The sequence below is a fragment of the Klebsiella sp. TF21-TM genome (assembly GCF_019753495.1).
Classification (GTDB): domain Bacteria; phylum Pseudomonadota; class Gammaproteobacteria; order Enterobacterales; family Enterobacteriaceae; genus Klebsiella; species Klebsiella quasipneumoniae.
Genome location: NZ_JAIJYL010000024.1, coordinates 15,659 through 42,316 on the forward strand (window position 1 = coordinate 15,659; position 26,658 = coordinate 42,316).

26 protein-coding genes, 3 tRNA genes and 1 pseudogene are annotated in these 26,658 nt (G+C 55.6%); 21 read left to right on the forward strand and 9 right to left on the reverse strand.

The window, feature by feature from the left end:
- Window positions 1–10 precede the first annotated feature (10 nt).
- The 3 genes from tcyL to sdiA all read left to right on the forward strand — a co-directional run bounded on the left by tcyL (window position 11) and on the right by sdiA (window position 2,464).
- Window positions 11–679, forward strand: coding sequence for a cystine ABC transporter permease (gene tcyL, locus K5R89_RS20110; protein WP_008804215.1), 669 nt, complete (start codon window positions 11–13; stop codon window positions 677–679).
- On the forward strand, window positions 676–1,428 hold the full coding sequence (tcyN, locus tag K5R89_RS20115) for an L-cystine ABC transporter ATP-binding protein TcyN (RefSeq protein WP_004203465.1): 753 nt from the start codon (window positions 676–678) through the stop codon (window positions 1,426–1,428). Before tcyL ends, tcyN begins: the two co-directional genes overlap by 4 nt.
- Window positions 1,429–1,741: 313 nt before the next feature.
- Window positions 1,742–2,464: a transcriptional regulator SdiA gene (gene sdiA, locus K5R89_RS20120; protein WP_087827158.1), complete on the forward strand. Its 723-nt coding sequence runs from the start codon at window positions 1,742–1,744 to the stop codon at window positions 2,462–2,464.
- A 67-nt stretch (window positions 2,465–2,531) separates the two neighbouring features.
- On the opposite strand, the gene K5R89_RS20125 is transcribed toward sdiA, so the two are convergent.
- Entirely contained in the window at window positions 2,532–2,756 is a 225-nt protein-coding gene (locus K5R89_RS20125; RefSeq protein ID WP_023290279.1) for a DUF2594 family protein, read from the reverse strand.
- Window positions 2,757–3,217: 461 nt separating this feature from the next.
- Here K5R89_RS20125 and uvrY point away from each other — a divergent pair, with 461 nt between their 5' ends.
- The 6 genes from uvrY to K5R89_RS20155 all read left to right on the forward strand — a co-directional run bounded on the left by uvrY (window position 3,218) and on the right by K5R89_RS20155 (window position 6,749).
- Window positions 3,218–3,874, forward strand: a complete 657-nt coding sequence (gene uvrY / locus K5R89_RS20130) for a UvrY/SirA/GacA family response regulator transcription factor (protein ID WP_002911539.1) — start codon at window positions 3,218–3,220, stop codon at window positions 3,872–3,874.
- A complete protein-coding gene (uvrC, locus tag K5R89_RS20135) occupies window positions 3,871–5,703 on the forward strand; it encodes an excinuclease ABC subunit UvrC (protein ID WP_023290278.1) in 1,833 nt (610 codons plus the stop codon). The genes uvrY and uvrC overlap by 4 nt, the downstream gene beginning before the upstream one ends.
- Window positions 5,704–5,760: 57 nt before the next feature.
- Window positions 5,761–6,309, forward strand: a complete 549-nt coding sequence (gene pgsA / locus K5R89_RS20140) for a CDP-diacylglycerol--glycerol-3-phosphate 3-phosphatidyltransferase (protein WP_004141115.1) — start codon at window positions 5,761–5,763, stop codon at window positions 6,307–6,309.
- 150 nt (window positions 6,310–6,459) lie between these two features.
- Window positions 6,460–6,535: transfer RNA gene (locus K5R89_RS20145), tRNA-Gly, on the forward strand.
- Window positions 6,536–6,575: 40 nt separating this feature from the next.
- Window positions 6,576–6,649 (forward strand) — tRNA-Cys (locus tag K5R89_RS20150).
- A 13-nt stretch (window positions 6,650–6,662) separates the two neighbouring features.
- A tRNA-Leu gene (locus K5R89_RS20155) sits at window positions 6,663–6,749 on the forward strand.
- Between the two features lie 637 nt (window positions 6,750–7,386).
- Here K5R89_RS20155 and K5R89_RS20160 read toward each other — a convergent pair.
- Window positions 7,387–8,025, reverse strand: coding sequence for a DUF1796 family putative cysteine peptidase (locus tag K5R89_RS20160; RefSeq protein ID WP_228744789.1), 639 nt, complete (start codon window positions 8,023–8,025; stop codon window positions 7,387–7,389).
- Between the two features lie 326 nt (window positions 8,026–8,351).
- Between K5R89_RS20160 and K5R89_RS20165 the strand changes: the two genes are divergently transcribed.
- Both K5R89_RS20165 and K5R89_RS20170 read left to right on the forward strand, forming a co-directional pair.
- On the forward strand, window positions 8,352–9,233 hold the full coding sequence (locus K5R89_RS20165; protein ID WP_087827157.1) for a dihydrodipicolinate synthase family protein: 882 nt from the start codon (window positions 8,352–8,354) through the stop codon (window positions 9,231–9,233).
- Window positions 9,234–9,331: 98 nt separating this feature from the next.
- Complete coding sequence (locus K5R89_RS20170) at window positions 9,332–10,000, forward strand: YecA family protein (RefSeq protein WP_004203454.1); 669 nt, start codon at window positions 9,332–9,334, stop codon at window positions 9,998–10,000.
- Window positions 10,001–10,025: 25 nt separating this feature from the next.
- Here the strand turns inward: K5R89_RS20170 and tyrP are convergent, their stop codons facing one another.
- Window positions 10,026–11,237, reverse strand: a complete 1,212-nt coding sequence (gene tyrP, locus K5R89_RS20175) for a tyrosine transporter TyrP (protein ID WP_032428925.1) — start codon at window positions 11,235–11,237, stop codon at window positions 10,026–10,028.
- Window positions 11,238–11,429: 192 nt separating this feature from the next.
- On the opposite strand from tyrP, the gene K5R89_RS20180 reads away from it, so the two are divergent.
- On the forward strand, window positions 11,430–11,669 hold the full coding sequence (locus K5R89_RS20180; protein ID WP_023290274.1) for a YecH family metal-binding protein: 240 nt from the start codon (window positions 11,430–11,432) through the stop codon (window positions 11,667–11,669).
- A 36-nt stretch (window positions 11,670–11,705) separates the two neighbouring features.
- Here the strand turns inward: K5R89_RS20180 and ftnA are convergent, their stop codons facing one another.
- Both ftnA and K5R89_RS27530 read right to left on the reverse strand, forming a co-directional pair.
- Window positions 11,706–12,203, reverse strand: a complete 498-nt coding sequence (gene ftnA / locus K5R89_RS20185; protein ID WP_004203451.1) for a non-heme ferritin — start codon at window positions 12,201–12,203, stop codon at window positions 11,706–11,708.
- A gap of 57 nt (window positions 12,204–12,260) precedes the next feature.
- Window positions 12,261–12,368: pseudogene (locus K5R89_RS27530) on the reverse strand (hypothetical protein); the annotation flags it as partial.
- Between the two features lie 245 nt (window positions 12,369–12,613).
- Between K5R89_RS27530 and K5R89_RS20195 the strand changes: the two are divergent.
- Entirely contained in the window at window positions 12,614–13,252 is a 639-nt protein-coding gene (locus K5R89_RS20195) for an RpiB/LacA/LacB family sugar-phosphate isomerase (protein WP_023290273.1), read from the forward strand.
- Window positions 13,253–13,289: 37 nt separating this feature from the next.
- Here the strand turns inward: K5R89_RS20195 and K5R89_RS20200 are convergent, their stop codons facing one another.
- Window positions 13,290–14,711 carry an MFS transporter gene (locus K5R89_RS20200; protein WP_032453401.1) on the reverse strand — a complete coding sequence of 474 codons (1,422 nt, stop codon included), beginning with the start codon at window positions 14,709–14,711 and terminating at the stop codon, window positions 13,290–13,292.
- Between the two features lie 147 nt (window positions 14,712–14,858).
- Between K5R89_RS20200 and K5R89_RS20205 the strand changes: the two genes are divergently transcribed.
- On the forward strand, window positions 14,859–15,110 hold the full coding sequence (locus K5R89_RS20205) for a DUF2766 family protein (RefSeq protein ID WP_004203448.1): 252 nt from the start codon (window positions 14,859–14,861) through the stop codon (window positions 15,108–15,110).
- A gap of 37 nt (window positions 15,111–15,147) precedes the next feature.
- Here the strand turns inward: K5R89_RS20205 and K5R89_RS20210 are convergent, their stop codons facing one another.
- Window positions 15,148–16,659, reverse strand: coding sequence for an MFS transporter (locus tag K5R89_RS20210; RefSeq protein WP_032453400.1), 1,512 nt, complete (start codon window positions 16,657–16,659; stop codon window positions 15,148–15,150).
- Between the two features lie 65 nt (window positions 16,660–16,724).
- Here K5R89_RS20210 and K5R89_RS20215 point away from each other — a divergent pair, with 65 nt between their 5' ends.
- The gene (locus K5R89_RS20215) at window positions 16,725–16,859 is read left to right on the forward strand and encodes a hypothetical protein (RefSeq protein ID WP_049013748.1); all 135 of its coding nucleotides are present in this window, start codon (window positions 16,725–16,727) and stop codon (window positions 16,857–16,859) included.
- Between the two features lie 104 nt (window positions 16,860–16,963).
- On the opposite strand, the gene K5R89_RS20220 is transcribed toward K5R89_RS20215, so the two are convergent.
- Window positions 16,964–17,473, reverse strand: coding sequence for a non-heme ferritin-like protein (locus K5R89_RS20220; RefSeq protein WP_032453399.1), 510 nt, complete (start codon window positions 17,471–17,473; stop codon window positions 16,964–16,966).
- An 892-nt stretch (window positions 17,474–18,365) separates the two neighbouring features.
- Here K5R89_RS20220 and K5R89_RS20225 point away from each other — a divergent pair.
- From K5R89_RS20225 to otsA, 5 genes are all read left to right on the forward strand, one after another.
- The gene (locus tag K5R89_RS20225; protein ID WP_004203441.1) at window positions 18,366–19,346 is read left to right on the forward strand and encodes an arabinose ABC transporter substrate-binding protein; all 981 of its coding nucleotides are present in this window, start codon (window positions 18,366–18,368) and stop codon (window positions 19,344–19,346) included.
- A gap of 60 nt (window positions 19,347–19,406) precedes the next feature.
- Window positions 19,407–20,921, forward strand: coding sequence for an L-arabinose ABC transporter ATP-binding protein AraG (gene araG / locus K5R89_RS20230; RefSeq protein ID WP_044523997.1), 1,515 nt, complete (start codon window positions 19,407–19,409; stop codon window positions 20,919–20,921).
- Window positions 20,922–20,935: 14 nt separating this feature from the next.
- Window positions 20,936–21,916 carry an L-arabinose ABC transporter permease AraH gene (gene araH, locus K5R89_RS20235; protein WP_023290266.1) on the forward strand — a complete coding sequence of 327 codons (981 nt, stop codon included), beginning with the start codon at window positions 20,936–20,938 and terminating at the stop codon, window positions 21,914–21,916.
- 161 nt (window positions 21,917–22,077) lie between these two features.
- Window positions 22,078–22,866 (forward strand): trehalose-phosphatase, encoded by a 789-nt coding sequence (gene otsB, locus K5R89_RS20240; RefSeq protein WP_023290265.1) that lies wholly within the window; start codon window positions 22,078–22,080, stop codon window positions 22,864–22,866.
- A complete protein-coding gene (otsA, locus tag K5R89_RS20245; RefSeq protein ID WP_032453397.1) occupies window positions 22,841–24,265 on the forward strand; it encodes an alpha,alpha-trehalose-phosphate synthase in 1,425 nt (474 codons plus the stop codon). Before otsB ends, otsA begins: the two co-directional genes overlap by 26 nt.
- Before the next feature lie 23 nt (window positions 24,266–24,288).
- On the opposite strand, the gene uspC is transcribed toward otsA, so the two are convergent.
- Window positions 24,289–24,717, reverse strand: coding sequence for a universal stress protein UspC (uspC, locus tag K5R89_RS20250; protein ID WP_004203433.1), 429 nt, complete (start codon window positions 24,715–24,717; stop codon window positions 24,289–24,291).
- 356 nt (window positions 24,718–25,073) lie between these two features.
- On the opposite strand from uspC, the gene K5R89_RS20255 reads away from it, so the two are divergent.
- Window positions 25,074–26,657, forward strand: coding sequence for an MFS transporter (locus tag K5R89_RS20255; protein WP_023290263.1), 1,584 nt, complete (start codon window positions 25,074–25,076; stop codon window positions 26,655–26,657).
- Window position 26,658 lies beyond the last annotated feature (1 nt).

Below are 26,658 nucleotides of genomic sequence, written 5' to 3' on the forward strand. Positions count from 1 at the left end.
AAACCACAGCATGCAAGAAAGTATCCAACTGGTCATCGATTCCGCGCCTTTTCTGCTGAAAGGCGCCGTCTTTACGCTGCAGCTGAGCATTGGCGGGATGTTTTTCGGCCTGGTGCTGGGCTTTATCCTGGCGCTGATGCGCATGTCGCCCCTCTGGCCGGTAAAATGGCTGGCGCGCATGTATATCTCCATTTTTCGCGGGACACCGCTTATCGCCCAGCTGTTCATGATCTACTACGGTTTGCCGCAGTTTGGCATTGAACTTGACCCGATCCCGGCGGCGATGATCGGCCTGTCGCTGAACACGGCGGCCTACGCGGCGGAAACCCTGCGCGCGGCCATCGCCTCGATTGACAAAGGGCAATGGGAAGCGGCGGCCAGTATCGGTATGACCCCGTGGCAGACAATGCGTCGGGCTATTTTACCCCAGGCGGCGCGGGTCGCTTTGCCGCCGCTCTCTAACAGTTTTATCAGCCTGGTAAAAGATACCTCGCTGGCGGCGACGATCCAGGTGCCGGAGCTGTTCCGTCAGGCGCAGCTTATCACCTCGCGTACGCTGGAGGTCTTCACCATGTATCTGGCAGCCTCTCTGATCTACTGGGTGATGGCGACGGTACTCTCCTCGCTGCAGAACTATTTTGAAAACCAGCTGAACCGCCAGGAGCGTGATCCGAAATGAGTGCGATTGAAGTAAAAAGCCTGGTGAAAAAATTCCATGGCCAGACGGTGCTCCACGGTATCGACCTGGAGGTGCAGGAAGGCGAAGTGGTGGCGATCATCGGTCCCAGCGGCTCGGGGAAGACTACCCTGCTGCGCAGCATTAATCTGCTGGAGCAACCGGAGAGCGGCACTATCCGCGTCGGCGATGTGACGATCGACGCCGGTCGCAGCCTCGGGCCGCAAAAAGGGCTTATTCGGCGGCTGCGCCAGCACGTGGGTTTTGTCTTCCAGAACTTTAACCTGTTTCCCCATCGGACGGTGCTGGAGAACATTATTGAAGGGCCGGTCATCGTAAAAGGCGAAGACAAGCAGGAGTCGATGGCGCGGGCGCGCGATCTGCTGGCGAAGGTAGGCCTCAGCGGCAAAGAGAACAGCTATCCGCGCCGCCTCTCCGGCGGTCAGCAGCAGCGGGTCGCCATTGCTCGCGCGCTGGCCATGCGTCCGGACGTGATCCTGTTTGATGAACCGACCTCGGCCCTTGATCCTGAGCTGGTAGGGGAGGTGCTCAATACCATCCGCCAGCTGGCGCAGGAGAAACGCACCATGGTTATCGTGACCCATGAAATGAGCTTCGCTCGCGACGTTGCCGATCGGGCGATTTTTATGGATCAGGGACGTATCGTTGAACAAGGCGAGGCCAAAGCGCTGTTCGCCTCGCCTCAGCAACCGCGTACCCGCCAGTTCCTCGAAAAATTCCTGATGCAGTAGAGCAGGTGCTGGCGCGGCGGCGCTCCATCGCGAGGGCCGCCGCGTTCAGCCCGCTTCCACGCCGGGGGAACGCCCCATCATCACATTTTCGTGCTATTGACTCCCCTGGCCGTATACACCGCTTCCCATCCCCCCGTGTAGGGTGTAGAAAATGAAGGGAGGGCCTTAGTTTCAGCGCAGCGAGCGGAAAAAAGGCAAGCCTTCAGGCTAATAAATGCGACAGCTACGATATTTTATACATATAAATAAGATTTATGTGTTAGTTTTCTGTATTTATAATAATGATTATCAATCAGGAGTTATTTGCACAGCTATGAGGGACAATGATTTTTTCAGCTGGCGGCGGGATATGCTGCATCAATTTCAGTCCATGGCCGCCGGTGAGGAGGTTTATAATCTCCTGCAACGAGAAACAGAAATGCTGGAATATGATTACTACACGCTTTGTGTGCGTCACCCGGTGCCTTTCACTCGCCCCCGCGTCACGTTTCAGTCGACCTATCCCCGCGCATGGATGTCTCATTACCAGGCAGAGAATTATTTCACGATAGATCCCGTGTTACGCCCGGAGAATTTTATGCGTGGCCATCTGCCATGGGAAGATGGGCTGTTTCGCGATGCGCAGGCATTATGGGACGGGGCGCGCGACCATGGTTTGCAAAAAGGGGTGACACAGTGTCTGACGTTGCCGAATCATGCTCAGGGTTTTCTCTCCGTCTCCGCGAACAACCGTTTGCCGAACGCTTATCCTGATGATGAACTGGAGCTGCGCCTGCGAACGCTGACGGAGTTGAGCCTGTTGACGCTCTTGCGTCTGGAAGATGAGATGGTGATGCCGCCGGAGATGAAGTTCAGCCGGCGCGAACTGGAGATCCTCAAATGGACCGCGGAAGGAAAGACCTCGGCGGAGGTGGCGATGATTCTCTCGATTTCGGAAAATACGGTTAATTTCCATCAGAAGAATATGCAACGGAAATTTAACGCGCCGAATAAAACGCAAATTGCCTGTTACGCCGTGGCGACAGGGCTAATCTGAATGCGCCTGCCGTTCTGCGTGCCAGACGTGATACCGGCTGTCAGTCATACTTTCAGCCGGTACAAGATTACTGCCGGTATGCTTGTTTAATTTGCTTAACGGTGCTGGAGAATACGGCGGCCTGAGCCTCATCTTCCATCTGCGCGATCTGCTTTTCCATTTTAATAATCACGCGACCCGCGTCTGCCTGACCCATCGCCTGCAGCATTAGCGTCATCAGCGCTTTCAGGCAGGAGACTTCCTGCGCCAGTTCTTGATTATTTTCTGCAGTGGAAAAATCTGGTGTGCTCATCGATATCCTCGTTTGCTCGCTGCGCTATTGCGCCTGTCTGAATGTGAAGGCCGCGCAGTATACCACAAGCGACAGAAAAAAAAGGAGTGCTTAATTTCTGTTCTCTCATCTGAGTTGTGAATGATTTTATGCATCAGATAAGACGTAATAGCTGTCAGCAGCGCAATAATTTCCCCCAATTATTTAGCACGTTAATAATTGTTACATATTTTGCCTCGTATTTATGCGCTACGTAATCTGTTGTGTTTTTTGTGCCTTCTGTATGAGGATTGTTAAAAAATAAGCCTCGGGCAACTGATTGTTCGCAATGACTTTCCACTCAGTGTGTACAGACATTGCCATAAATGAGAGCCAAATCGAGGAGACGGCATTTTTTTGCCTTTTAAATTAGCAATAAAACCCGGTAATATGTGGGAGATAAAGTATCAGTAGCGTTATCCCTCATTCTGGAGATTATTCCTTTGATCAACGTTCTTCTTGTTGATGACCACGAACTGGTGCGCGCAGGGATACGACGCATTCTGGAAGATATAAAAGGGATTAAAGTCGCTGGCGAAGCCTGCTGCGGCGAAGACGCCGTCAAGTGGTGCCGGGCTAATTCCGCTGATGTCGTCCTGATGGACATGAACATGCCTGGGATCGGTGGTCTGGAAGCGACGCGCAAAATCGCGCGCTCGGTAGCGGGCACGAAAGTGATCATGTTGACCGTGCATACCGAGAATCCTTTACCTGCCAAGGTCATGCAGGCAGGGGCGGCAGGGTATCTCAGTAAGGGCGCTGCGCCACAGGAAGTGGTGAATGCGATTCGTTGCGTCGCGTCCGGGCAACGTTACATTGCCTCCGATATTGCGCAGCAAATGGCGTTAAGTCAGATTGAACCGGAAAAAACAGAATCGCCGTTTGCCAGTTTGTCTGAACGCGAATTGCAGATTATGCTGATGATCACCAAAGGTCAGAAGGTGAATGAGATCTCAGAGCAGCTGAATCTGAGTCCTAAAACGGTTAACAGCTATCGCTATCGGATGTTCAGCAAATTGAACATTCATGGCGATGTCGAGCTGACCCACCTGGCAATTCGCCATGGCCTGTGTAATGCGGAGTCGTTAGCAAGCCAGTGAGTGATGTTTTTGACGCAAAAGCTTTCCTGAAAACGGTAACCAGCCAGCCCGGTGTGTATCGGATGTATGATGCTGGCGGAACCGTCATCTATGTTGGCAAAGCCAAAGATTTGAAAAAGCGGCTCAGCAGCTACTTCCGCAGCAACCTCGCGTCGCGTAAAACGGAAGCGCTGGTGGCGCTGATCGCGCAAATCGACGTGACCGTCACCCATACCGAGACGGAAGCGCTGCTGCTTGAACACAACTATATCAAACTGTACCAGCCGCGGTACAACGTGCTGTTGCGCGACGATAAGTCGTATCCTTTTATCTTCCTCAGCGGCGATACCCATCCGCGTCTGGCGATGCATCGTGGCGCCAAACATGCGAAGGGCGAGTATTTTGGTCCTTTTCCCAACGGCTATGCCGTGCGCGAGACCCTGGCGCTGCTGCAGAAAATCTTTCCCATCCGTCAGTGTGAAAACAGCGTCTACCGCAATCGCTCCCGTCCCTGTCTACAGTATCAGATTGGCCGCTGCCTGGGGCCGTGCGTGGCGGGGCTGGTCAGTGAAGACGAGTATGCTCAGCAGGTGGAGTATGTGCGGCTGTTTCTCGCCGGCAAAGATGATCAGGTGCTGACTCAGCTCATCGCGAGGATGGAGAAGGCGAGTCAGAACCTCGAGTTCGAAGAGGCGGCGCGCATTCGCGACCAGATTCAGGCCGTCCGCCGCGTGACGGAGAAACAGTTTGTCTCTAACACCGGCGACGATCTTGACGTGATCGGGGTTGCCTTCGATGCTGGAATGGCCTGCGTCCATGTGCTGTTTATCCGCCAGGGTAAAGTGCTGGGCAGCCGCAGCTACTTCCCGAAAGTGCCGGGCGGCACCGAGCTGGGCGAGGTCGTGGAGACCTTTGTCGGCCAGTTCTACCTGCAGGGCAGCCAGATGCGCACGCTGCCGGGAGAGATTTTGCTCGACTTCAACCTCGGGGATAAGACGCTGCTGGCCGAGTCGTTGTCGGAGCTGGCGGGGCGCCGAATTCATGTGCAGACTAAACCGCGCGGCGACCGGGCGCGTTACCTTAAGCTGGCGCGCACCAATGCCGCCACGGCGTTAACCACGAAATTGTCTCAGCAATCGACCATTCATCAGCGTCTGCAGGCGCTGGCCACCGTGCTGGAGCTGCCGGCCGTGAAGCGGATGGAGTGCTTTGATATCAGCCACACCATGGGCGAACAGACCGTCGCCTCCTGCGTGGTATTTGACAGTAATGGCCCCCTGCGCGCGGAGTACCGGCGCTACAATATCGCCGGCATCACCCCGGGCGATGACTATGCGGCGATGAATCAGGTCCTGCGCCGTCGCTATGGTAAAGCGATTGATGACAACAAGATTCCGGATGTGATCCTGATAGACGGCGGCAAGGGGCAGCTGGCGCAGGCGAAAGCGGTGTTTGCCGAGCTGGACGTCCCCTGGGATAAACATCATCCGCTGCTGCTGGGCGTGGCGAAAGGTAGCGATCGTAAAGCCGGCCTGGAAACGTTATTCTTTGAACCAGAGGGCGAGGGATTTAGCCTGCCGCCGGATTCGCCGGCCCTGCACGTGATCCAGCATATCCGCGATGAATCGCACGATCATGCGATCTCCGGACATCGCAAAAAACGGGCGAAAGTGAAGAGCACCAGCTCGCTTGAGACTATCGAGGGGGTGGGGCCGAAGCGTCGCCAGATGCTGCTGAAGTACATGGGGGGGCTGCAGGGGCTGCAGCAGGCCAGCGTCGAAGAAATTGCCAAAGTACCGGGCATCTCTCACGCTCTGGCAGAAAAGATCTTCTACTCGTTGAAACATTAGGGGCTCTGTAGCAACATAGGGCTAATTTTTACTTACAACAGATAGTTACCCGTCACTATGCAATTTAATATCCCTACGTTGCTTACTCTGTTCCGCGTCATCCTGATCCCGTTCTTTGTGCTGGCGTTTTATCTGCCCTTTAGCTGGGCGCCGTTTGCCTGCGCGCTGATTTTCTTTGTTGCCGCCGTGACTGACTGGTTTGATGGATTCCTCGCCCGTCGCTGGAACCAGAGTACCCGGTTCGGCGCCTTCCTCGATCCGGTGGCCGATAAAGTCATGGTGGCTATCGCCATGGTGCTGGTCGCTGAGCACTATCACACCTGGTGGGTCACGCTGCCGGCGGCGACGATGATTGCCCGTGAAATTATTATCTCCGCGCTGCGCGAGTGGATGGCGGAGCTGGGAAAACGCAGCAGCGTGGCGGTCTCGTGGATTGGCAAAGTGAAAACCACCGCACAGATGACTGCCCTGGTGTGGATGCTGTGGCGTCCTTATCCGTGGGTGGAATGGGCCGGGATCGCGCTTTTCCTCGTGGCGGCGGTGCTGACGCTGTGGTCGATGCTGCAATATTTGAACGCGGCGCGCGGCGATTTGCTTGATCAGTGATCGTTTCGCCGTTATTTTCAGCAAACGATGCAAAGTTGCGAAAAATACCGTTGACTCACCGCGAGAGATAAGTAGAATGCAACGCATCGAACGGCGGCACAGTCTTCCAGACGATAACAAAATCAAGTGATTAGCAAATAACTTGATGATGCGGGAATAGCTCAGTTGGTAGAGCACGACCTTGCCAAGGTCGGGGTCGCGAGTTCGAGTCTCGTTTCCCGCTCCAGATTAACAGCATCGGCAGTAGCGGGTGCTTCAGAATTAAAGGCGCGTTAGCAAAGCGGTTATGTAGCGGATTGCAAATCCGTCTAGTCCGGTTCGACTCCGGAACGCGCCTCCACTTTATATCCCGAGCCCGGATGGTGGAATCGGTAGACACAAGGGATTTAAAATCCCTCGGCGTTCGCGCTGTGTGGGTTCAAGTCCCACTCCGGGTACCATTGGGAAATATAGAATAATCAAAGCAATAAGCAGTGTCGTGAAACCACCTACGGGTGGTTTTTTTGTTTTTAAACCCCGCTTTATCACGACATGTCATCCTGTTTTTCTTCTCCACCTTGTCCTGCACCCGAAACATTGTTACTGGCTAAGCCTGCGCCTGATGATACGGGATGCCGTTCTGACTCCGGGCAAGGAGAGGCCTGAAGTCATGGTCTGTGATCGGCACAGACCTCTGGCGTAGAGGCTTACCGTAGTGAAGCCGGTCCGGGTCGCGGCGGATAATAGGCTTAGCGGGTGGGGGATTATATGATCGGAACGATCTCGCTCCCCCAGGCCAGCAGGGGGAGGCAAGCGGGTACACAGCGAACCGGCGTTGAAACCGTCTCTACAGTTCGAGGTTGAAAGAAAGTACTTTCGATATAAATACCATCTCATCCGTAAGCGAGGGGAATTTGCCGGTAAATCTTTCTTCAGACTCAGGGGTAAAACGATATAGCGAATAATTCTCCCCGGACGCGATGCGCTCCAGCTGAAGGTGAGAGGGTTTCCGCAGTGAAAAAGCTAACAGATAAAAGTTCGTCGTGTGCTGAGCAAGTTCAGCGACTAATGCCGGGGCGCCTTTGCAAGGTCGATCTCTTATCTGCAGCAAATGACAAAAAGCTTGCCATCCGCGCTTTTTAATATGTTCCTGAGTCTCTTTACTGCCCGGAGGTAATACGCATAATCGGCTGGGGTGGTGGGATCGCGATGGGTGAAGATATCATTCAGGTTATATTTTTGTTTATATTTATTGTGGTGGGCGCCGGGTTCTTTGGACTGGCGATTTAATGAGCTATATTCGTTTTTGTCTAAAAAAGTCTGAAAATCGTCCCTCAGGCAATCGATGATCATCGCCGGGCAGGAAAAAATCCAGTCAAAAGGCAGAGAGGTTTTTTTCAGATTAAATTTTTTCAGTGTCCACGACGTTAAACAATGGCTTCCTAATGACACAATGTGCTTCACAGCCCATTGTCCTTGAGTTTCAATCCCTGATACAGGATGTGGCGGGATACATACATTCTCGAATGCCATTCTGGATGGTGTTAATCGCTTGAACTCGTCACTGTTCATCAGCGATGCGTTAAGAAGTTGTGCTGATTCTGCAAGCGACTTGTCAGAAATTGCATCGTAATAATTTTTAAGACCGTCAGGATCTGCGGGGCGACCCAGTAATGTTTTATACGTAGACTTTATTAACAATATTTTGAGATATTTTTTCTGGATGTCATCTGCCATTTTTTATCCGCTTGAAGCCATAGTGTTGCTTTATTTAATTGCTGCTTAAATATATAGCCATATAAATTGCGCGGGATTATGACAAGTTGATTTAAGATTGGCAATCCAGCAAAAAATAGCGACTGCAGGGCACGGCGTCGTTGAATATCCTCGGCAGAATCTGGTGGCTATCGATGACTGGGCTGACGGCGGCAATCTCGCGAACGGGATCACCACGTAGTGGGAAACAATCCATTGTCACCGGCAATCGCTCATTTGTCCCAGGACAAAACGATCTCTCCCTGCTACTATCGTCCGGACACTTCATCCAGCCTGCCGGAGGCATCATGTTCACAGGGCTTTGCGCATTTCCGCTGACGCCGCTGCATCAGCAAACTATCGATGAAAAAGCGTTTATTCGTCTTCTTGCTCGTCTTACCGATGCCGGAGTCGACTCCCTGGGCATCTTAGGCTCAACCGGCAGCTACGCCTATCTCAGTCGTGAACAGCGCAAGCGGGTGGTGCAGGTGGCGAAGGCGCATGCCGGGTCGACCCCGATGATGGTCGGCGTCGGCGCCATCGCCACCAGCGAGGTGCTCCGGCTGGTGGAGGATGCCCAGCAGGCCGGGGCGGATGCATTGCTCCTGCCGATGATGTCCTATCAGCCGCTCTTTGCGGAGGAGATCTACGCTTTTTACGAGGAGGTCTGCCGGCATGCCTCGGTGCCGGTTTGCCTGTATGACAACCCCCGTACCACCCACGTGACGTTATCGGATGAGCTGCAGGGGCAGATTGCTGCCTTACCGGCCATCGCCTCGATAAAAATTCCCGGTCTGCCCGCGCCGCAGGCGAGCGAACGGGTGGCGGCTCTGCGTCGTCATCTGCCTGGCGGCGTGACGCTTGGCGTTAGCGGTGACGTTCGCGCGACGGCGGGCTTGCAGGCCGGCTGCGAGGTCTGGTACTCGGTCTGCGGCGGCCTCTTTCCACGTATCTCTCTGGCGCTGGTGAAAGCTATCTGTCACGGCGATGCGGCACAGGTGGCGGCGCTGAATAAGCAACTTGCGCCCCTCTGGCGGTGCTTTGACCGCTACGGCGGCAGCCTGCGGGTGGTCGCCGCCGCTGCGGCCATTCTGGGATTGTGTGATCCTGACTCGCTTCCCCGCCCCTTGCTGCCGTTAGGGGAGGAGGCCTGTCGCGACGTGGCGGCGGCGCTGCACGGGCTGGCCTGATTGTGTCGGGTCGACGCAGGCGCAATGGGCGCTGCCGGGTGGCTTTCTGCCGGCATTTCGGCTACTGTAGGCCCGATTTTTACCATGCGAGCCTGTGAATGAATACCGGACCTTTAAACGAAAACGAACTGGAATGGCTGGACGAGACGCTGGCGAAATACGCCACCGAAGGCGCTATTCTGGATGTCTCTGAACTGGATGGCCTGTTGACGGCGATCCTCTCGGCGCCCACCGCTATCGAACCCGCCCAGTGGCTGCTGGCTATCTGGGGTGGTGCCGATAATGTGCCACGCTGGGCCAACGACCGCGAGCGCGATCGCTTTGTCAATCTGACGCTGCAGCATATGAGCGATATCGCCGAACGGCTGGAGTCTTATCCCGATCAGTTCGAACCGCTGTTCGGCACCCGTGAAGCGGAAGGTCAGGAGCTGACCATCGTTGAAGAGTGGTGTTTTGGCTATCTGCGCGGCGTAGCGCTGAGCGACTGGTCGACGCTGCCTGCTGAACTTCAGCCTGAGCTGGAGGCGATTGCGCTCCACGGTAGCGAAGAACAGTTTTCCGCGCTGGATAATCTGACGGCGGATGAATTTATCGCCAGCATCGAGCGCATCACCCCGGCGGCGCTGGCGCTTTACCAGTACTGGATGGCGAATCCGCAGCCGGAGGTGGTCCCGCAGCCGGTAAGAAATGAGACGAAAGTCGGACGTAACGATCCCTGTCCGTGCGGCAGCGGTAAAAAGTATAAGCAGTGTTGCTTAGCGAAATGAAAAAGGGGCCAGCTGGCCCCTTTTTTTATCCCACCGCCGGTAACAGCCCGGCGACGATGCAGAACTGGATCGCTACGATGCCGATCCCGCACAGCAGGACCAGCCACAGCGCCGGGGCGCCGCCGGCCACCCGCCAGGCCGCCTGCGGATGCAGTCGGCGGCTCTTCATGACCAGCATGGCCGGTAACATCAGGGCCAGCACGGCCAACGCCACCCCGGCGTAGCCCAGGGCCATGACGAAGCCGCGGGGATAGAACAGGGCGAACGCCAGCGGCGGCAGAAAGGTGATCATCCCGCTCTGCAGACGCCCGCTGACGCTGTTTTTGCGCTGAAACATATCGGCCAGATAATCAAACAGCCCGAGCGAGACGCCGAGGAAGGAGGTCGCCAGCGCAAGGTCGGCAAACAGGTGTACGGCCAGCTCCACGTGCGGTGACGCTACCACTTCGCGGATCGCCTCCAGCAGACCGTTCAGACCGGCATGTTGCGCCAGCAGGGCGGTAAAGGCCGGAGCGTCGATACTGCCCAGCGTCGCCAGCTGCCAGAAAATATAGGCCACCAGCGGAATAAAACTGCCGATAATAAACACCCGGCGCAGCTTACGAATATCGCCCCCCAGATAGCTGACGACGCTCGGCACGCTGCCGTGAAAGCCAAAAGAGGTAAAGATCACCGGAATGGCCGACAGCGCCAGGCCTTGCTCAACCGGCAGTGTGAGCAGGTTCACCTGATGAATGTGCGGCATCAGCAGAGCCAGCATAATCACCAGGAAGACGATTTTGGCGCTAAACAGGAAGCGATTGAACAGGTCGACCAGCGCGGTGCCAATGCACACCACCGCCCCGCCGAGCAGGGTGAAGATCAGTACGCCGGCAGCCGGCGGCAGCTGCCAGTCCAGCCACTGGTTGAGGCTGGAAGCGAGTAATTCGCCGGCGCCACTGATGTAGGCCGCCGTGAGGGCGTACAGCAGAAACAGCATGCAGAACCCGGTGATCCATTGTCCATAACGGCCCAGATAGCGCGCCGCCAGGGAACCGAGCCCCATATCGGCAGGGACATGCTGGTAGACTTCCAGCAGCAAAAGGGCGGTATAGCACATCAATGCCCACAGGGTGAAAAGTAAACCCAGCGTGACGGTAAAGCCGACGCCTGCGGCGGCCAATGGCATCGCCAACATACCTGCACCGATTGTGGTGCCGGCTACGATTAAAATACTGCCCAGAGTGCGGTTCTTCACGCTTTTCGCTATCCCTACAGCAAATCACAATAATTTATGCCGCGCAGAGTAGGGGATATTGCGTCTTTCGTCAAATCAGGGTTACAAGCTCTGTAATTAAAACTTTACAAGGTCCAAAGGATGAAAGCCTGCGCTGGCGCAAGGCGCGGGCCGTCGGTCTGGCCTAAGCTGGCGTTTTTTTCCGGAGGGGTTATGTCTTCTATTCATGGTCATGAAGTGCTGCAGATGATGCTGGCGTCGAAGGAGTGCTGGACGGTGGCTTCGCTGGAGGCGGCCATTCACCGTCGCTTTGGCGCAGAGGCGCGCTTTCACACCTGTTCGGCGGAAAATCTGAGCGCTGCGGAGCTGGTGGCGTTTTTAGAGCAGAAAGGCAAATTTATTGCCAGAGAGGCAGGATTTACCACCGCAGAAAACAAGATTTGTCAGCATTGAAAATGCCGCGACGGAGAAGCGTCGCGGCGCGGGCAATTAATTCTGCGTATCGAGGGTGGCCAGCTCTTTGTCGATAAAGTACAGACCTTCACCGCTTTTCCCGGCGAGGGTCAGTTTATCAATTACCGATTTAAATAATTTCTCTTCTTCATGCTGTTCGGCGACATACCACTGCAGGAAATTAAAGGTCGGGTAATCCTGACTGGTCATAGCCGCGTGCGCCAGTTCATTAATTTTTTGCGTGATCAGCTGCTCGTGCTCATAGGTCTGGCGGAACAGTTCATCCAGTGACGCATACTCGGCAAACGGGGAGGCGATAGCGTTGATGCGCGGCAGGCTGCCGGTGTCGGTCAGGTAGTCGAACAGGCGCTGCATATGGGTCATCTCTTCCTGGGCATGGCGACGCAGGAAGGCCGCAGCCCCTTCAAAACTATGATAACTGCACCAGGCGCTCATCTGCTGATAAAGAAGAGAAGAATAGAGTTCAAGATTCATCTGTTCATTCAGTTTGTCGATCATTTCCGTTTTCAGCATCGTCGCGCTCCTGGAATTAAAATATAGATGTTATTGGCTGCCACTATAATTTGTTATTTAATTATTTGCAAAAAGTAAATTTAAAAAGATTTTATTTAAAATGCTAATGGGAATAACACGCATTGGCAGTTTAATAATAAATGAGAATGGTTTTAATTTATTATTAGTTTTTTGCGGAGGCGAAATGACTGCCTCTGCGGATTGCGAGGCGGGGAGCGCCAGGCGGAGTCGTCCTGATGAGGAGGCGACACCCTAACCTGAGCGGCAGAGGCGGCGAAAGTGTGAAGCGCTGCGTGATTTTTAAAACAACTTTTCATAAAATTTGAAAGTTTGTTTTCCAGGTAGTAGAGTGCAGTCAACGCCAATGACATTCTGCGGGCAGGCCCGCACAGCATTCAGGAGAGTAAACCATGAAGATTGCACTGATGATGGAGAACAGCCAGGCGAACAAAAACGCCATCATCCTCAAGGAGCTTAACGCGGTTGCCGACGAAAAAGGATTTCCGGTCTATAACGTCGGTATGAGCGATGAGAACGATCATCATCTGACCTATATTCACCTCGGGATCATGGCCAGCATCCTGCTGAATTCGAAGGCGGTCGACTTCGTGGTCACCGGATGCGGTACCGGCCAGGGAGCGCTGATGTCGCTGAACATCCATCCTGGCGTGGTCTGCGGCTACTGTATCGACCCGGCGGATGCGTTCCTGTTTGCCCAGATCAACAATGGTAACGCGCTGTCGCTGCCGTTTGCCAAAGGTTTCGGCTGGGGCGCCGAGCTGAACGTGCGGTTTATCTTTGAAAAAGCCTTTACCGGTCGTAACGGCGAAGGCTATCCGCCGGAGCGCAAAGAACCGCAGGTGCGTAATGCCGGGATCCTCAACCAGGTCAAAGCGGCGGTAGTCAAAGAAAATTATCTCGATACCCTGCGCGCCATCGATCCGGAACTGGTGAAAACCGCGGTCTCTGGCCCTCGCTTCCAGCAGTGCTTCTTCGAAAACTGCCAGGATAAAGCGATCGAAGCGTTTGTCCGCCAGATCGTCGGGTAATCGTTATCAGGGCCAGCGCCGCTGGCCCTTCCATCCTCTACGATTTCTTCGCCGACACGCTGCTGCCTGCCGTTTTGGCCAGATGCAGGCTGTCGATCATCCCCACCAGACAAATCACCGCGATAAACACAAACGCCAGGCGAAAGCTGATCCCCGGTACGGCGGAAAGGTGGAGCCAGTCGCCGACCTGTTCACCCAGGCGAATGCCGATTGCCCCAAGCGTGATCCCCAGCCCCACCGCCAGCTGCGACGCGGTACTGAACAGAGTATTGGCATCGCTCATCTGCGCGGCGGGGACATCGGCAAAGGCCAGCGTGCTCACGCCCGTGAACTGGACTGAGCGAAACACCCCGCCGAGATAAAGGATCAGCATGATCGCCCAGACCGGGGTTTGCGGCGTGAGCAGCGCGCAGGCCAGCAGCGAACAGACGTTCAGCGCGCCGTTGATCAACAGCAGGCGACGAAAGCCCAGCCAGCGGATCAGCGGCGTGGTGGCGGGTTTAATCGTTAAATTGCCGACAAATACCGCCAGCACCAGCAGACCAGAGTGAAAGGGATCCATGCCGAACCCCACCTGAAACAGCAGCGGCAGGAGAAAGGGGACCGCGCTGATGGAGGCCCGGAACAGCGAGCCGCCGTACATCGTCACGCGGAACGTCGGCACCTGCAACGCCGTCAGACGAACCATAGGCGCTGTCGCCCGGCGGAAGTGGCGGATAGCATACGCCAGACAGCCGAAGCCAAGCGCGGCGAGGGCCAGCGTCGGCCAGATCTGCGGCTGACGATCGCCGAGCCGTTCCATCGCCGTGACCAGGCTGACCATCGCCACCGCGGTCGTGATAAACCCTGTCATATCAAAGGCGCGCCGCTCTGCTTCGCGGATATCAGGAATGATGCGCAGCGACAGGATAATCGCCGCGACGCCCAGCGGGACATTGATAAAGAAGATCCAGTGCCAGCTGGCGTAGCGGGTAATAAAGCCTCCCAAAGGCGGGCCGATAATAGGGGCCACCAGCGCCGGCCAGGTGAGGGTGGCGATGGCCTTTATCAGCAGGTGTTTCGGCGTGGTGCGCAGTACCGCCAGACGACCGACGGGGACCATCAGCGCGCCGCCGATCCCCTGCAGGATACGCATGGCGACAAAGATATGCATCTCGCTGGAGAGGCCGCAAAAGATCGAGGCAAGGGTAAAAATGGCCAGGGCGAGGGTGAAGATAGCCCGGGCGCCGAAGCGATCGGCGATCCAGCCGCTGGCGGGGATCAGCACCGCGAGGGTAATCAGATAGGCGCTGATGCCGATATTCAGCTCGACGGCGGTAACGCCAAAATCTCTCGCCATGTCGGGCAGGGCGGTAGCGATCACCGTCCCGTCGAGAAACTCCATAAAAAAGGCGCCAGCCACCAGCAGCGCCGGGGCTGAAAAAGCACGTTCGTTCCCGGAAGAGATCGCGGTATTCATGTTGTCGCTGCCATCAAGGGGATCCTCGGCAAAGCGGCAGCAAAGGTGCCGCCAGCCACTCGGGTGGCGAAAAAAACCTGCCACGGCAGGTTTTATTATCGTTAACGATTTAGGGTACTATTACGCTCCTGAAAAAAGGAGTAATTAATGTCTCAACATCTTACCGAACACGACGAGCTGGTTTCCGATGTGGTTGCCTGCCAGCTGGTTATCAAGCAGATCCTCGACGTGATTGACGTCATCGCGCCGGTGGAAGTGCGTGAAAAAATGACCAGCCAGCTGAAAGCCATCGACTTCGCCAGCCACCCGGCTTCTGCCGACCCGGTGACGCTTCGCGCGGTGCAAAAAGCGATTGCCCTGATTGAGCTGAAGTTTACCCCGCAGGAAGAAACGCATTAATAACCGGCCCCGCGGGTGACCGACGGGGCCTTTTCCTTTAATGGGAAACCACGGTCTGCGTTGGCGCAGCCTCAGCGGTTTTAAACAATTTGCTGTTGCCCCAGCACTCTTCGTAGCGATGGCCAACCAGATCCTCAACGATTGCCCGCACCTCCGGCGCAATATCACTGATTTTACCGCCCGCTTTAATCCGCGCGACTTCCTGCAGGACCACCAGATGGGCTTTACGGTCCAGTTTCATCTGCTTACTGAAGACGATGGCGGCCAGGGCTAAGGCGACGACACCGACGCAGAATACCACCGCGATGGCGGTCACGGCGCTTTCCGGTTGGCTGTGCGCTTTTGACTGGAAACCGTAAAAGCTCAGGATGGCCCCCATCGAAAACACCACAATCGAGCGCAGAATTTTCCCTGAGAAGGTCATGGCGCCGGCATAGATCCCTTCCCGGCGGCGTCCGGTGTAGATCTCGTCGACATCGGCGAGGAAGGTGTAAACGGTCCAGGGAATATAGTAAACCCCGCCGGTCCCCAGGCCGAACAGCACGGTAATACCGAACATCAGCACGGTCGCCAGGCCTGACGGCAGATGGAAGAACCACAGCGAGGTATACAGCAGGACTGCGAAAATCACGATCCCCAGCGCGAGGATATAGGGTTTGCTGAAGCCCTTTTTCACACACAGGCCGATAAACAGCGCGGTGGAGATCAGCTGCAGAATGGAGTTCAGGCTGTTCAGCCCGGCCACCATTGCCGGATCGTGCTGCAGAACGAATATCACGAAATAGGTGAAGATGGAGGCAAACAGCCATTCCGCGCCAAACCCGCACAGGTACATACCGAGATGTTTGCGGAACACGCGCAGATAAAAGGTGGAACGCATGTCTTTCGCCAGCGACAGCAGGGTGCTCAGCAGCCCCTTTTTCGCGCTGGTATCCACGGCTTCCGCACGCTCGCGCTCCCAGCTGCACAGCCACAGGCAGGTAATCGCGACGATCAGGATCGCGCCGTAGGTCAGCCCGGTGAGGAAGAAAGGGGTGGCGGAATCTTTGCCGTACAGCAGAATGAACTGTCCGGGAATAAACGCGGCGAGGAAGTTGGCCAGCTTGCCGAAGATGGCTTTATAGCCGGTGAGCTTTGAGCGTAGCGAGAAATCATCGGTCATCTCTGTCGCCAGCGTTTCATAGGGTACCATGATGGAGGTGTAGATGATCTCAAACACCACGTAGGTGCACAGGTAGTACCAGAAACTCAGGCCCTCTACCCACAGCAGCGGGTAGAACAGCATCAGCGGAATGCCGATCAGCAAAAAGAAGCGCCGACGGCCAAAGCGCTTGCCTAACCGCGTTTTGCCAAAATTATCCGTCAGATAGCCCATCAGCGGGTTGCTGATGGCGTCGATGATGCTGGCGACGGAGAAGATAAATGAGGCCTCGATCAGCGTCAGGCCGCAAAAGGTCGTATAAAAATAGAGTAGCCATGCCCCGCTTATCGCCAGTGCGCCACTCCCTAACAGATTACCGCCGCCGTAGGCTAACTGATGGCGTAACAAGATCGGTCTTCCCTGCAGCCCTTCAGAGGCTGAAGCCGTGTATCGAGCCATAAAAAATAAACCTCGTGTTTTATATTTTTGAAACACTGTTTTTATATTTCTTTGTGGCTCAACAAAAAGTGACCGCGCTCACTAATCCCCCCAAAGGGGTAACGGTGAGGAGGGAATGGGATCAAGTTAAAACTTTTTTATTCTTTTGAGGAATAAATGGCAGGGGAGTATAGCGATAACGGATTAATAAACAGGGCGGGGCAGCGCGAACGCGCTCCCCCCTGATCGGCCGAGAAAGGCCCGACGCCTCTGATTAATGGGGTTTCTGTGACGCTCCGACGAGGGCCATCAGACGGCGATCGGTCTGTTCCATACCGATCCCGGCTTTGTCGGCATTGCGAATTTCCTCGAGCACGCTTTGCAGCAGCAGCCCATCCTGCTGCTGCTCTTCCGCCAGCCGGGTCAGAAAACGCCAGGTGTTGTCATCGCTCTGCGCTTTGGCTTCCTCGGCGAGACCGCTCAGCATACTGCTACGCTGGCGGTAATCGACCAGGGTTTGGGTAAAGAGATCTTCCAGCGAGGTACATTCGGGATTACAGGCGCGGTCGGGATTCACTATCGGCCAGCTGCCGGCTTTTTTCAGATAGTCAAATACGCGCATGGTGAGGGTGATGCTGCACTGCGCGCGGTTGCGCAAAAATGTCGCGGCGCCGTCGAAGCGATGCCGGGCGCACCACTCGCTTAAGTTCAGGTAAACGTTAGAGGCGTGGAACTCAAGGTTCATCTGGGTGTTTAGCTTTTGTGCCATTCCTGGAACTGCCATAAAAATATCCTTATTAACCGGGAAGGGGTTACTGGTGCGCGTCAGCGGTTCCTGCGGTAAACAACAGGATAAAAGAGTGGCGCGCTGCACTGTTGCAGAATAATAAAACTCTACACATTCCGTATGAGTCGGGTAATTTTTCCTCTTGCCGACAATTTTAGAATACTCGCTGAATGGAATTAAGAAAACTCTCAATATGGATAATTTACGTTTTGTTACACGATTATTCCTGAATGACGACTGGCGGGGGATTGGCGGCGTAGACCGGGGCGCTAGCGCGGTGTGCCAGGTATAAGTTATAGGTATTTGACTACGAGATTCGTCGTATAACGCAAAGCTATAAGTTATTTCAGAGAGCAATGTTTCATGGTGATGATAATTATTTTTATTTTTTGTTGCAGGCTTTTTTATGTATCCGGAATATCTTTTTCAATTCGGAATAAATTACGCAAAAGATCCGTTTTATCGCGATATAAAACGGCCGATGCGCGGACTGGCGAAGCGCGTCTGTTGATCTTCAGCGCCGGCAGGCAGTTGACCGCCGCTGCGACCCCGTTAGCCACTGGATATAACAGTGCCGTAACCCTCTGTTAAACACCCTCTGACATCACAGGGATAACCCTGCTGGTGGTATAGATGATCCTGCTATTCGCCGGTTAAATTGTATGACAATTATGTCTTTTTTTATGTCTTTTTTTGCTAAATCTATGTACGCAATTACTGTAATTCCGCGATGTGATAATGCTCTCGTATGGAGAAATAATTTCCGGGTATTACTACTCTAACAACGGCAGTAGGGAATGTGATTTTTCTAATGCCTTGTTTTGATGCTGATAAAAAAGTTAATTCCGATTTTTCCCTACATGAAAGCGAATTAAAGCTGGAGTTTACCATGCACAAATTTACTAAAGCGCTGGCGGCCATTGGTCTCGCAGCGGTTATGTCACAATCAGCTATGGCGGAAAACCTGAAATTGGGTTTTCTGGTGAAACAGCCGGAAGAGCCATGGTTCCAGACCGAGTGGAAATTTGCTGATAAAGCAGGAAAAGATTTAGGCTTTGACGTCATTAAAATTGCGGTGCCGGATGGTGAGAAAACCCTGAACGCCATCGATAGCCTGGCGGCCAGCGGCGCGAAGGGCTTTGTCATCTGTACCCCCGATCCTAAGCTCGGCTCGGCGATTGTCGCTAAAGCGCGCGGCTATGACATGAAGGTGATTACCGTCGATGACCAGTTCGTCAACGCCAAAGGTAAACCGATGGAGAGCGTGCCGCTGGTGATGATGGCGGCCAGCGAAATCGGCGCCCGCCAGGGGCAGGAGCTGTATAAAGAGATGCAGAAACGCGGCTGGGATGTTAAAGACACCGCGGTGATGGCCATCACCGCCGATGAGCTGGACACCGCCCGCCGTCGTACCACTGGCTCCATCGATGCCCTGAAGGCGGCCGGTTTCCCGGAAGCGCAAATCTACCGCGTTCCGACAAAATCTAACGATATCCCGGGGGCGTTTGACGCCGGTAACTCGATGCTGGTCCAGCACCCGCAGGTTAAACACTGGCTGATCGTTGGGATGAACGACAACACCGTGCTCGGCGGCGTGCGTGCCACTGAAGGCCAGGGCTTTAAAGCGCCGGATGTGATTGGCATTGGCATCAACGGCGTGGATGCCGTCAACGAACTGTCGAAGGCGCAGCCGACCGGTTTCTATGGCTCCCTGCTGCCAAGCCCGGATATTCATGGCTATAAAACCAGCGAAATGCTCTACAACTGGGTCACCAAGGGCGTTGAGCCGCCGAAGTTCACTGCGGTGACCGATGTGGTGCTGATTACCCGCGATAACTTCAAAGAAGAGCTGGCGAAAAAAGGGCTGTAACAGCCCGGTTGAACTGGCCCCCGCCGCGGCGGGGGCTGAGTGCAGAAGAGCGGAGTCGTTATGCAACAGTCTACCCCTTATCTCTCATTTCGCGGCATCACCATGACGTTCCCTGGCGTAAAGGCCTTGTCCGATATCAGTTTTGACTGCTACCCAGGACAGATCCACGCGCTGATGGGCGAAAATGGCGCAGGCAAATCGACGCTGCTGAAAATCCTCAGCGGTAACTACATCCCCACCGCGGGCCACCTGCAGATCGGCGGTCAGCAGATGGCGTTCACCAATACGATGGCGGCGCTCAACGCCGGCGTGGCGATTATCTATCAAGAACTGCATCTGATCCCGGAGATGACCGTCGCCGAAAATATCTATCTTGGCCAGCTGCCGCACAGAGGCGGCATCGTCAACCGCTCGCTGCTCAACTACGAGGCCCGCCTGCAGCTTGAGCATCTGGGGCTGGATATCGACCCGGAGACGCCGCTGAAGTATCTCTCCATTGGCCAGTGGCAGATGGTGGAGATTGCCAAAGCGCTGGCGCGTAACGCCAAAATTATCGCCTTCGATGAACCGACCAGTTCGCTCTCCGCCCGGGAGATCGACAACCTGTTTCGCGTTATCCGCGAGCTACGGGAGGAGGGGCGCGTCATCATCTATGTTTCACACCGGATGGAAGAAATTTTTGCCCTCAGCGATGCCATCACCGTCTTTAAAGATGGCCGCTACGTCTGCACCTTTGATGATATGCCGAGCGTCAGCCACGACGCGCTGGTTCAGGCGATGGTGGGACGCAATCTGGGGGATATTTACGGCTGGAAACCTCGCCCCTACGGCGAAGAGCGGCTGCGTCTGGAGGAGGTGAAGGCCCCGGGCGTGCGCACGCCGGTCAGCCTCTCGGTGCGCAGTGGCGAAATCGTCGGCCTGTTTGGGCTGGTGGGCGCCGGGCGCAGCGAACTGATGAAAGGTCTGTTCGGCGGGACGCGGATCACCAGCGGTCAGGTGTATATCGATGGCCAGCCCGTCGACATACGCAAACCGGCCCAGGCCATCCAGGCCGGGATGATGCTGTGCCCGGAAGATCGGAAAGCGGAGGGGATTATTCCGGTTCACTCCGTGCGCGACAACATCAATATCAGCGCCCGACGCAAGCATATCCACGCCGGGTGCCTGATCAACAACGCCTGGGAGGCGGACAACGCCGATCAGCATATCCAGTCGCTGAACATTAAAACGCCGGGCCCGGAACAGCTGATCATGAACCTGTCTGGCGGCAACCAGCAGAAAGCGATCCTGGGCCGCTGGCTGTCGGAAGAGATGAAGGTGATCCTGCTCGATGAGCCCACCCGCGGTATCGATGTCGGCGCCAAACATGAAATTTACAACGTGATATATGGCCTCGCCGCCTCCGGTGTCGCCGTGGTATTTGCCTCCAGCGACCTGCCGGAAGTGCTGGGCGTCGCCGACCGCATCGTGGTGATGCGTGAAGGGCAAGTCGCCGGCGAACTGCTGCATGAAGAAGCCAATGAACAGCAGGCGTTAAGCCTTGCGATGCCAAAAGTGAGTCAGGCTGTCGCCTGAGTAAGGAGTAAATGATGTCATCAGTGACTACGTCCGGCGCTACCCGCTCTGCCTTTAGCTTTGCCCGTATCTGGGATCAGTTTGGCATGCTGGTGGTGTTTGCGGTGCTGTTTATCGGCTGCGTAATTTTTGTGCCTAACTTTGCCTCATTCGTCAATATGAAGGGGCTGGGGCTGGCGATCTCGATGTCCGGGATGGTGGCCTGCGGTATGCTCTTCTGCCTGGCCTCCGGCGATTTCGACCTGTCGGTGGCGTCGGTTATCGCCTGTGCCGGGGTCACTACCGCGGTGGTGATTAACCTGAGCGAAAGCCTGTGGCTGGGGATTGCCGCCGGTCTGCTGCTGGGGGCGATCAGTGGCCTGGTCAACGGCTTTGTCATTGCCCGGCTGAAGATCAACGCCCTGATCACCACGCTGGCCACTATGCAGATTGTCCGCGGCCTGGCCTACATTATCTCCGACGGTAAAGCAGTGGGGATCGAAGATGAACGCTTCTTCACCCTCGGTTACGCCAACTGGTTTGGTCTGCCGGCGCCGATCTGGCTGACGGTCGCCTGCCTGGTGGTTTTCGGATTATTACTAAACAAAACCACCTTTGGCCGTAATACGCTGGCTATAGGCGGCAATGAAGAGGCGGCGCGTCTGGCCGGTGTTCCGGTGGTGCGCACCAAGATTATTATCTTTGTGCTCTCCGGCCTGGTATCGGCCGCGGCGGGGATCATTCTGGCGTCGCGGATGACCAGCGGCCAGCCGATGACCTCGATTGGCTATGAGCTGATTGTTATTTCGGCCTGTGTGCTGGGCGGGGTATCGCTGAAGGGCGGGATCGGCAAGATCTCCTACGTGGTGGCCGGGATCCTGATCCTCGGGACCGTGGAGAACGCGATGAACCTGCTGAACATCTCGCCGTTCTCACAATACGTCGTGCGCGGGGTCATCCTGCTGGCGGCGGTAATTTTTGACCGCTACAAACAAAAAGCCAAACGTGCGGCCTGATTTCAGGCATAACTTTTAAGTCTACAGAGTAATTACCGCCAGCGCCCGTTTCGCTGGCGGTAACTATCAAAAATGGCGAGGTTGGTCACACTGTCTATACTTACATGGCTAACATATAATTAACAACCAGCTTCGGCTGGCCATGATAAGGAGGAAACAGGGTGGATAACCAGATATCTGTACCGCCTGCGCTAACCGGAAACTACGCTTTTTTCTTTGACCTCGACGGTACTCTTGCCGATATCCAGCCGCACCCCGATCAGGTGGTGATACCCGACAACACGCTGCAGGCGCTCAACGCGCTGGCCCGGCAGCAGGGCGGGGCGGTGGCATTGATTTCAGGGCGCTCAATGTCTGAACTTGACGCGCTAACCCATCCCTGGCGGCTACCGCTGGCCGGTGTTCACGGGGCTGAACGCCGTGATATCAATGGTAAAACCTATATTGTCTCTCTGCCGTCGGCTCTGCGCGATGAAATCGCGGCTGAACTGACCTCGGCGTTGCAGGCGCTCCCCGGGTGCGAGCTGGAGAGTAAAGAGATGGCCTTCGCGCTCCACTACCGCCAGGCGCCGCAGCAGCAGAGCGCGGTGCTGGAGCTGGCGCAGCGCATCGTTCAGCGCTACCCGCTGCTGGCGCTACAGCTTGGCAAGTGCGTAGTGGAGATTAAACCCCGCGGTGTCAACAAAGGGGAGGCGATCACCGCCTTCATGCAGGAAGCGCCGTTTGCCGGTCGCGAACCGGTTTTTGTCGGCGATGATTTGACCGACGAAGCGGGATTCAGCGTGGTTAATCAACTGCAGGGAATGTCGATAAAAGTGGGCGCCGGGGAAACCCAGGCGCACTGGCGGTTGGCGGATGCCGCCGCCGTAAGGACGTGGTTGCAACATCTGGCGTATGACGCGCAAACCGAAAGGAGGGATGACCATGAGTCGTTTAGTCGTAGTCTCTAACCGTATCGCCTTACCGGACGATAAAAAATCGAGCGCTGGCGGTCTGGCCGTCGGCATCCTGGGGGCACTGAAAGCGGCAGGGGGTCTGTGGTTTGGCTGGAGCGGCGAAATTGGCGATGACCAGCAACCGCTGAAGCAGGTCTCCCGCGGAAATATTTCATGGGCGTCGTTCAACCTTAATGAACGTGACCATGATGAATACTACAACCAGTTCTCTAATGCCGTGCTGTGGCCGGCCTTCCATTATCGTCTTGATCTGGTCAGCTTCCAGCGCGAAGCCTGGGAGGGATATCAGCGAGTTAACGCCATGCTGGCGGACAAGCTTCTGCCGCTGATCGAACCAGACGATACGCTGTGGATCCATGATTACCATCTGCTGCCCTTCGCCAGCGAACTGCGCAAGCGTGGGGTCAACAACCGGATCGGCTTCTTTTTGCATATTCCGTTCCCGACGCCGGAGATTTTTAACGCGCTACCGCCGCACGCTGAGCTGCTGGAACAACTGTGCGATTACGACCTGTTGGGCTTCCAGACTGAAAGCGACAGAACCGCGTTTCTTGACAGCATTGCCATGCAGACCCGACTCTCCGACCTCGGAGACAAACGCTATCAGGCGTGGGGTAAGGCGTTCAGCACTGAGGTTTATCCGATAGGGATCGATCCGGACGAGATTACGCGCAATGCCAAAGGTCCGCTGCCGCCGAAACTGGTCCAGCTGAAAAACGAGCTCAAAAACGTGAAGAATATCTTCTCGGTGGAGCGGCTTGACTACTCGAAAGGGTTGCCGGAGCGGTTCCTCGCCTATGAGACGCTGCTCGAGAAGTATCCTCAGCATCACGGCAAGATCCGTTATACCCAGATCGCACCGACCTCCCGCGGCGATGTGCAGGCCTATCAGGACATCCGCCACCAGCTGGAAACCGCATCCGGGCGCATCAATGGCCAGTTTGGCCAGCTTGGCTGGACCCCGCTCTACTACCTGAACCAGCATTTTGACCGTAAGCTGCTGATGAAGGTCTTCCGCTACTCTGACGTCGGCCTGGTGACGCCCCTGCGCGATGGTATGAACCTGGTGGCGAAGGAATACGTGGCGGCGCAGGATCCGGATAACCCTGGCGTACTGGTCCTGTCACAGTTTGCCGGCGCGGCGCAGGAGCTGACCAGCGCCCTGATCGTCAACCCCTACGATCGCGACGAGGTTGCCGCCGCGCTGGATCGCGCCCTTAGCATGCCGCTGGCGGAACGTATTGCCCGTCATTCTGCGATGCTGGACGTGATCAGAGAAAATGATATTCATAACTGGCAGGCGCGCTTTGTCGACGATCTGCAGCATATTTCACCGCGCAGTGAGGAGAGCCGCCTGCGGGGGAAGATAGCCACGTTCCCTAAACTGGCCTAGTTCAGGAAAAGGGCTAACCGGCGTTAGCCCTTTTCAAGGGAAACCAGCAGGACATCGACGCCGCAGCTGCCGACGATATTTTTCGCCGAGCAGGTGGCGCGCGAAAAAAGGGAATGGTTATGATTGCCGCAGATCACCAGATCGACCTGGTGCGACCGGCAGAAGTCCTTAATATGATGGCCCAGTTCGCCGCAGGCGATGGTCATTTTCTCTATCGGGTAGTCCGCGTGACGCGCCAGCTCGTTGAGAAAATCACGCGTCTCTTCCTGCATCACCTCGCGCAGATTTTCCATCATCGGCGCAGCGAACTGGTTATACAGCTCCGGATCCGTGGCGAGGGTGATAAAGCTCACTTTCGCGTTCACGGGCCGGGCAATCGACACCGCTTTTTTAATTAATACCTGACTCTCCGGCGTTGGCGCGACGGCAACCAGCAGATGTGAATAAGGCATCTGGCCTCCTTGAGATACGCGGAATAACCCTTTCTTTCCTTCTTTCTTTACTCCTGTTTACCCGGCTGCGCAAGGGCCGATCCCGGGATTTGCGAGCCTCTTCGCCAGTCGGTGTTTTTCCGGCTAGATCACAATGGTGAACCTGTCTTTTGATTTAAAAGAAATGCCGTTTTATAAATGAGTGAAGTGAAGACGTCATCTCTTTGTCATTTTGCCACCGGCAACGGTTGCGTGGCAAAAGCACAAAGGTAACGTCGTTTCGCTGCTTTTAGTGTAGCCAGGTACCCACTCCCTTCCGGTGGCAAATCCGGAAAGATTGTCGGCGTTCTCTTAAAAAAAGACACAGGATCACGGCGATGAAAACACGAAAGATTGGACTGGCTAACTACCTGGCCTACGGCGCGGGCGATTTCCTCGGCGCCGGCACCACGGCGCTAACCGCCGCATGGCTGCTCTACTTTTACACCACCTTCTGCGGACTCTCTCCGATAGAAGCCACGCTGATATTCGCTTCCGCCCGCGTACTGGATGCGGTGGTGAGCCCGCTGATGGGCTTTCTCACCGATAACTTCGGCACCACCTGGCTCGGCAAGCGCTTCGGCCGCAGAAAATTCTTTATTCTGCTCGGCATCCCATGCGTATTCAGCTACTCGGCGATGTGGGTTGGCGAGATGGGCTTCTGGTACTACCTGATCACCTATCTGCTGTTTGATATGGTCTACACCATGATTCTGGTGCCCTACGAGACGCTGGTGCCGGAGATGACCGATGACTTTAAACAGAAAACCAAATTCTCCGGCGCGCGCATCTCAATGGCGCAAATGTCGGCGATTTTAGCCTCCTTTCTGCCGGGGATCCTCCTTACCTGGCTCGGCAAAGACAATGCCAGCTCGTTCTTTTATGCCAGTCTGGTGTTCTCGGTCCTGTGCGCGGTGATGCTGACCTTCGTCTGGTGTTTCACCTGGGAGCGGCCGCGTGAGGCCTGGTCAGAGGCGGCGCTGCGGGCGGAAGCGGAAAAACAGAACTTAACCCTCGCCCAGAGCCTCAATCGCCTGGTGATTGAGCTGAGCTCCACGCTGCGGATAAAAATATTCCGCCAGCACCTCGGCATGTATCTGGGGGGCTATATCGCCCAGGACGTTTTCAATGCCGTGTTCACCTATTACGTGGTCTTTGTTCTGATGCAGGAGGCCTCTGTCGCCTCGAATCTGCTGGGGACGATGGCGATTTTCCAGTTTATCGCCGTGATCGCCATGATCCCGCTGTGCATTCGCTTTGGCCCCGCGCCGTCGTACCGCATGGTGGTGGTCCTCTTTGGCCTGAGCTCGCTCTCCTATGCGCTGCTCTATTACGCCGGACTGAGCGACGTCTATTCGTTATTGCTGCTCATCTCTGCTGTCGCCGGACTGGGACGCGGCGGGATTAACTACGTACCGTGGAATACCTACACCTATATTGCCGACGTCGACGAAGCGATCACCGGCCAGCGCCGGGAGGGGATTTTTGCCGGCATCATGACGCTGACCCGCAAAGCCTCGCAGGCGGGGGCGGTGATGCTGGTGGGCATCATCATGCAGCTGTCGGGGTTTGTCTCCGGGCAAAAAATACAGCCTGAAGGGGTCAGCCATACCATTTTGCTGATCCTCAGCGTCGGCACGCTGGTGGTCTTAGCCTGCGGCTTCCTCGTTTCGCTGCGCTTCAAACTCAATCTGCATACCCACAGCGTCCTGCGCAGCGAAACCCTAAGAATGCGCGAAAGCGGTCACGCCCAGCCGGAACTGACCAGTGCGGAACACCGCGCGGTCGTCGAGATGCTGGCGGGGATGCCTTACGACTGCCTGTGGGGAAATAACAACATTGGTTACCTGAATCGTCATAAACCTGCTGCCCCGGCGCTCACCCAGGGCGGCGCTTTGAATTCGACATATACCCGAGGTTAAC

Excerpts from the sequence above, each read along its gene's own strand:
- tcyL (WP_008804215.1), top strand. The coding sequence starts at position 11 with ATGCAAGAAAGTATCCAACTGGTCATCGATTCCGCGCCTTTTCTGCTG.
- tcyN (WP_004203465.1), top strand. The coding sequence starts at position 676 with ATGAGTGCGATTGAAGTAAAAAGCCTGGTGAAAAAATTCCATGGCCAG.
- sdiA (WP_087827158.1), top strand. The coding sequence starts at position 1,742 with ATGAGGGACAATGATTTTTTCAGCTGGCGGCGGGATATGCTGCATCAA.
- K5R89_RS20125 (WP_023290279.1), bottom strand. The coding sequence starts at position 2,756 with ATGAGCACACCAGATTTTTCCACTGCAGAAAATAATCAAGAACTGGCG.
- pgsA (WP_004141115.1), top strand. The coding sequence starts at position 5,761 with ATGCAATTTAATATCCCTACGTTGCTTACTCTGTTCCGCGTCATCCTG.
- K5R89_RS20160 (WP_228744789.1), bottom strand. The coding sequence starts at position 8,025 with ATGGCAGATGACATCCAGAAAAAATATCTCAAAATATTGTTAATAAAG.
- K5R89_RS20165 (WP_087827157.1), top strand. The coding sequence starts at position 8,352 with ATGTTCACAGGGCTTTGCGCATTTCCGCTGACGCCGCTGCATCAGCAA.
- K5R89_RS20170 (WP_004203454.1), top strand. The coding sequence starts at position 9,332 with ATGAATACCGGACCTTTAAACGAAAACGAACTGGAATGGCTGGACGAG.
- K5R89_RS20180 (WP_023290274.1), top strand. The coding sequence starts at position 11,430 with ATGTCTTCTATTCATGGTCATGAAGTGCTGCAGATGATGCTGGCGTCG.
- ftnA (WP_004203451.1), bottom strand. The coding sequence starts at position 12,203 with ATGCTGAAAACGGAAATGATCGACAAACTGAATGAACAGATGAATCTT.
- K5R89_RS20195 (WP_023290273.1), top strand. The coding sequence starts at position 12,614 with ATGAAGATTGCACTGATGATGGAGAACAGCCAGGCGAACAAAAACGCC.
- K5R89_RS20200 (WP_032453401.1), bottom strand. The coding sequence starts at position 14,711 with ATGAATACCGCGATCTCTTCCGGGAACGAACGTGCTTTTTCAGCCCCG.
- K5R89_RS20205 (WP_004203448.1), top strand. The coding sequence starts at position 14,859 with ATGTCTCAACATCTTACCGAACACGACGAGCTGGTTTCCGATGTGGTT.
- K5R89_RS20220 (WP_032453399.1), bottom strand. The coding sequence starts at position 17,473 with ATGGCAGTTCCAGGAATGGCACAAAAGCTAAACACCCAGATGAACCTT.
- K5R89_RS20225 (WP_004203441.1), top strand. The coding sequence starts at position 18,366 with ATGCACAAATTTACTAAAGCGCTGGCGGCCATTGGTCTCGCAGCGGTT.
- araG (WP_044523997.1), top strand. The coding sequence starts at position 19,407 with ATGCAACAGTCTACCCCTTATCTCTCATTTCGCGGCATCACCATGACG.
- araH (WP_023290266.1), top strand. The coding sequence starts at position 20,936 with ATGTCATCAGTGACTACGTCCGGCGCTACCCGCTCTGCCTTTAGCTTT.
- otsA (WP_032453397.1), top strand. The coding sequence starts at position 22,841 with ATGAGTCGTTTAGTCGTAGTCTCTAACCGTATCGCCTTACCGGACGAT.
- uspC (WP_004203433.1), bottom strand. The coding sequence starts at position 24,717 with ATGCCTTATTCACATCTGCTGGTTGCCGTCGCGCCAACGCCGGAGAGT.
- K5R89_RS20255 (WP_023290263.1), top strand. The coding sequence starts at position 25,074 with ATGAAAACACGAAAGATTGGACTGGCTAACTACCTGGCCTACGGCGCG.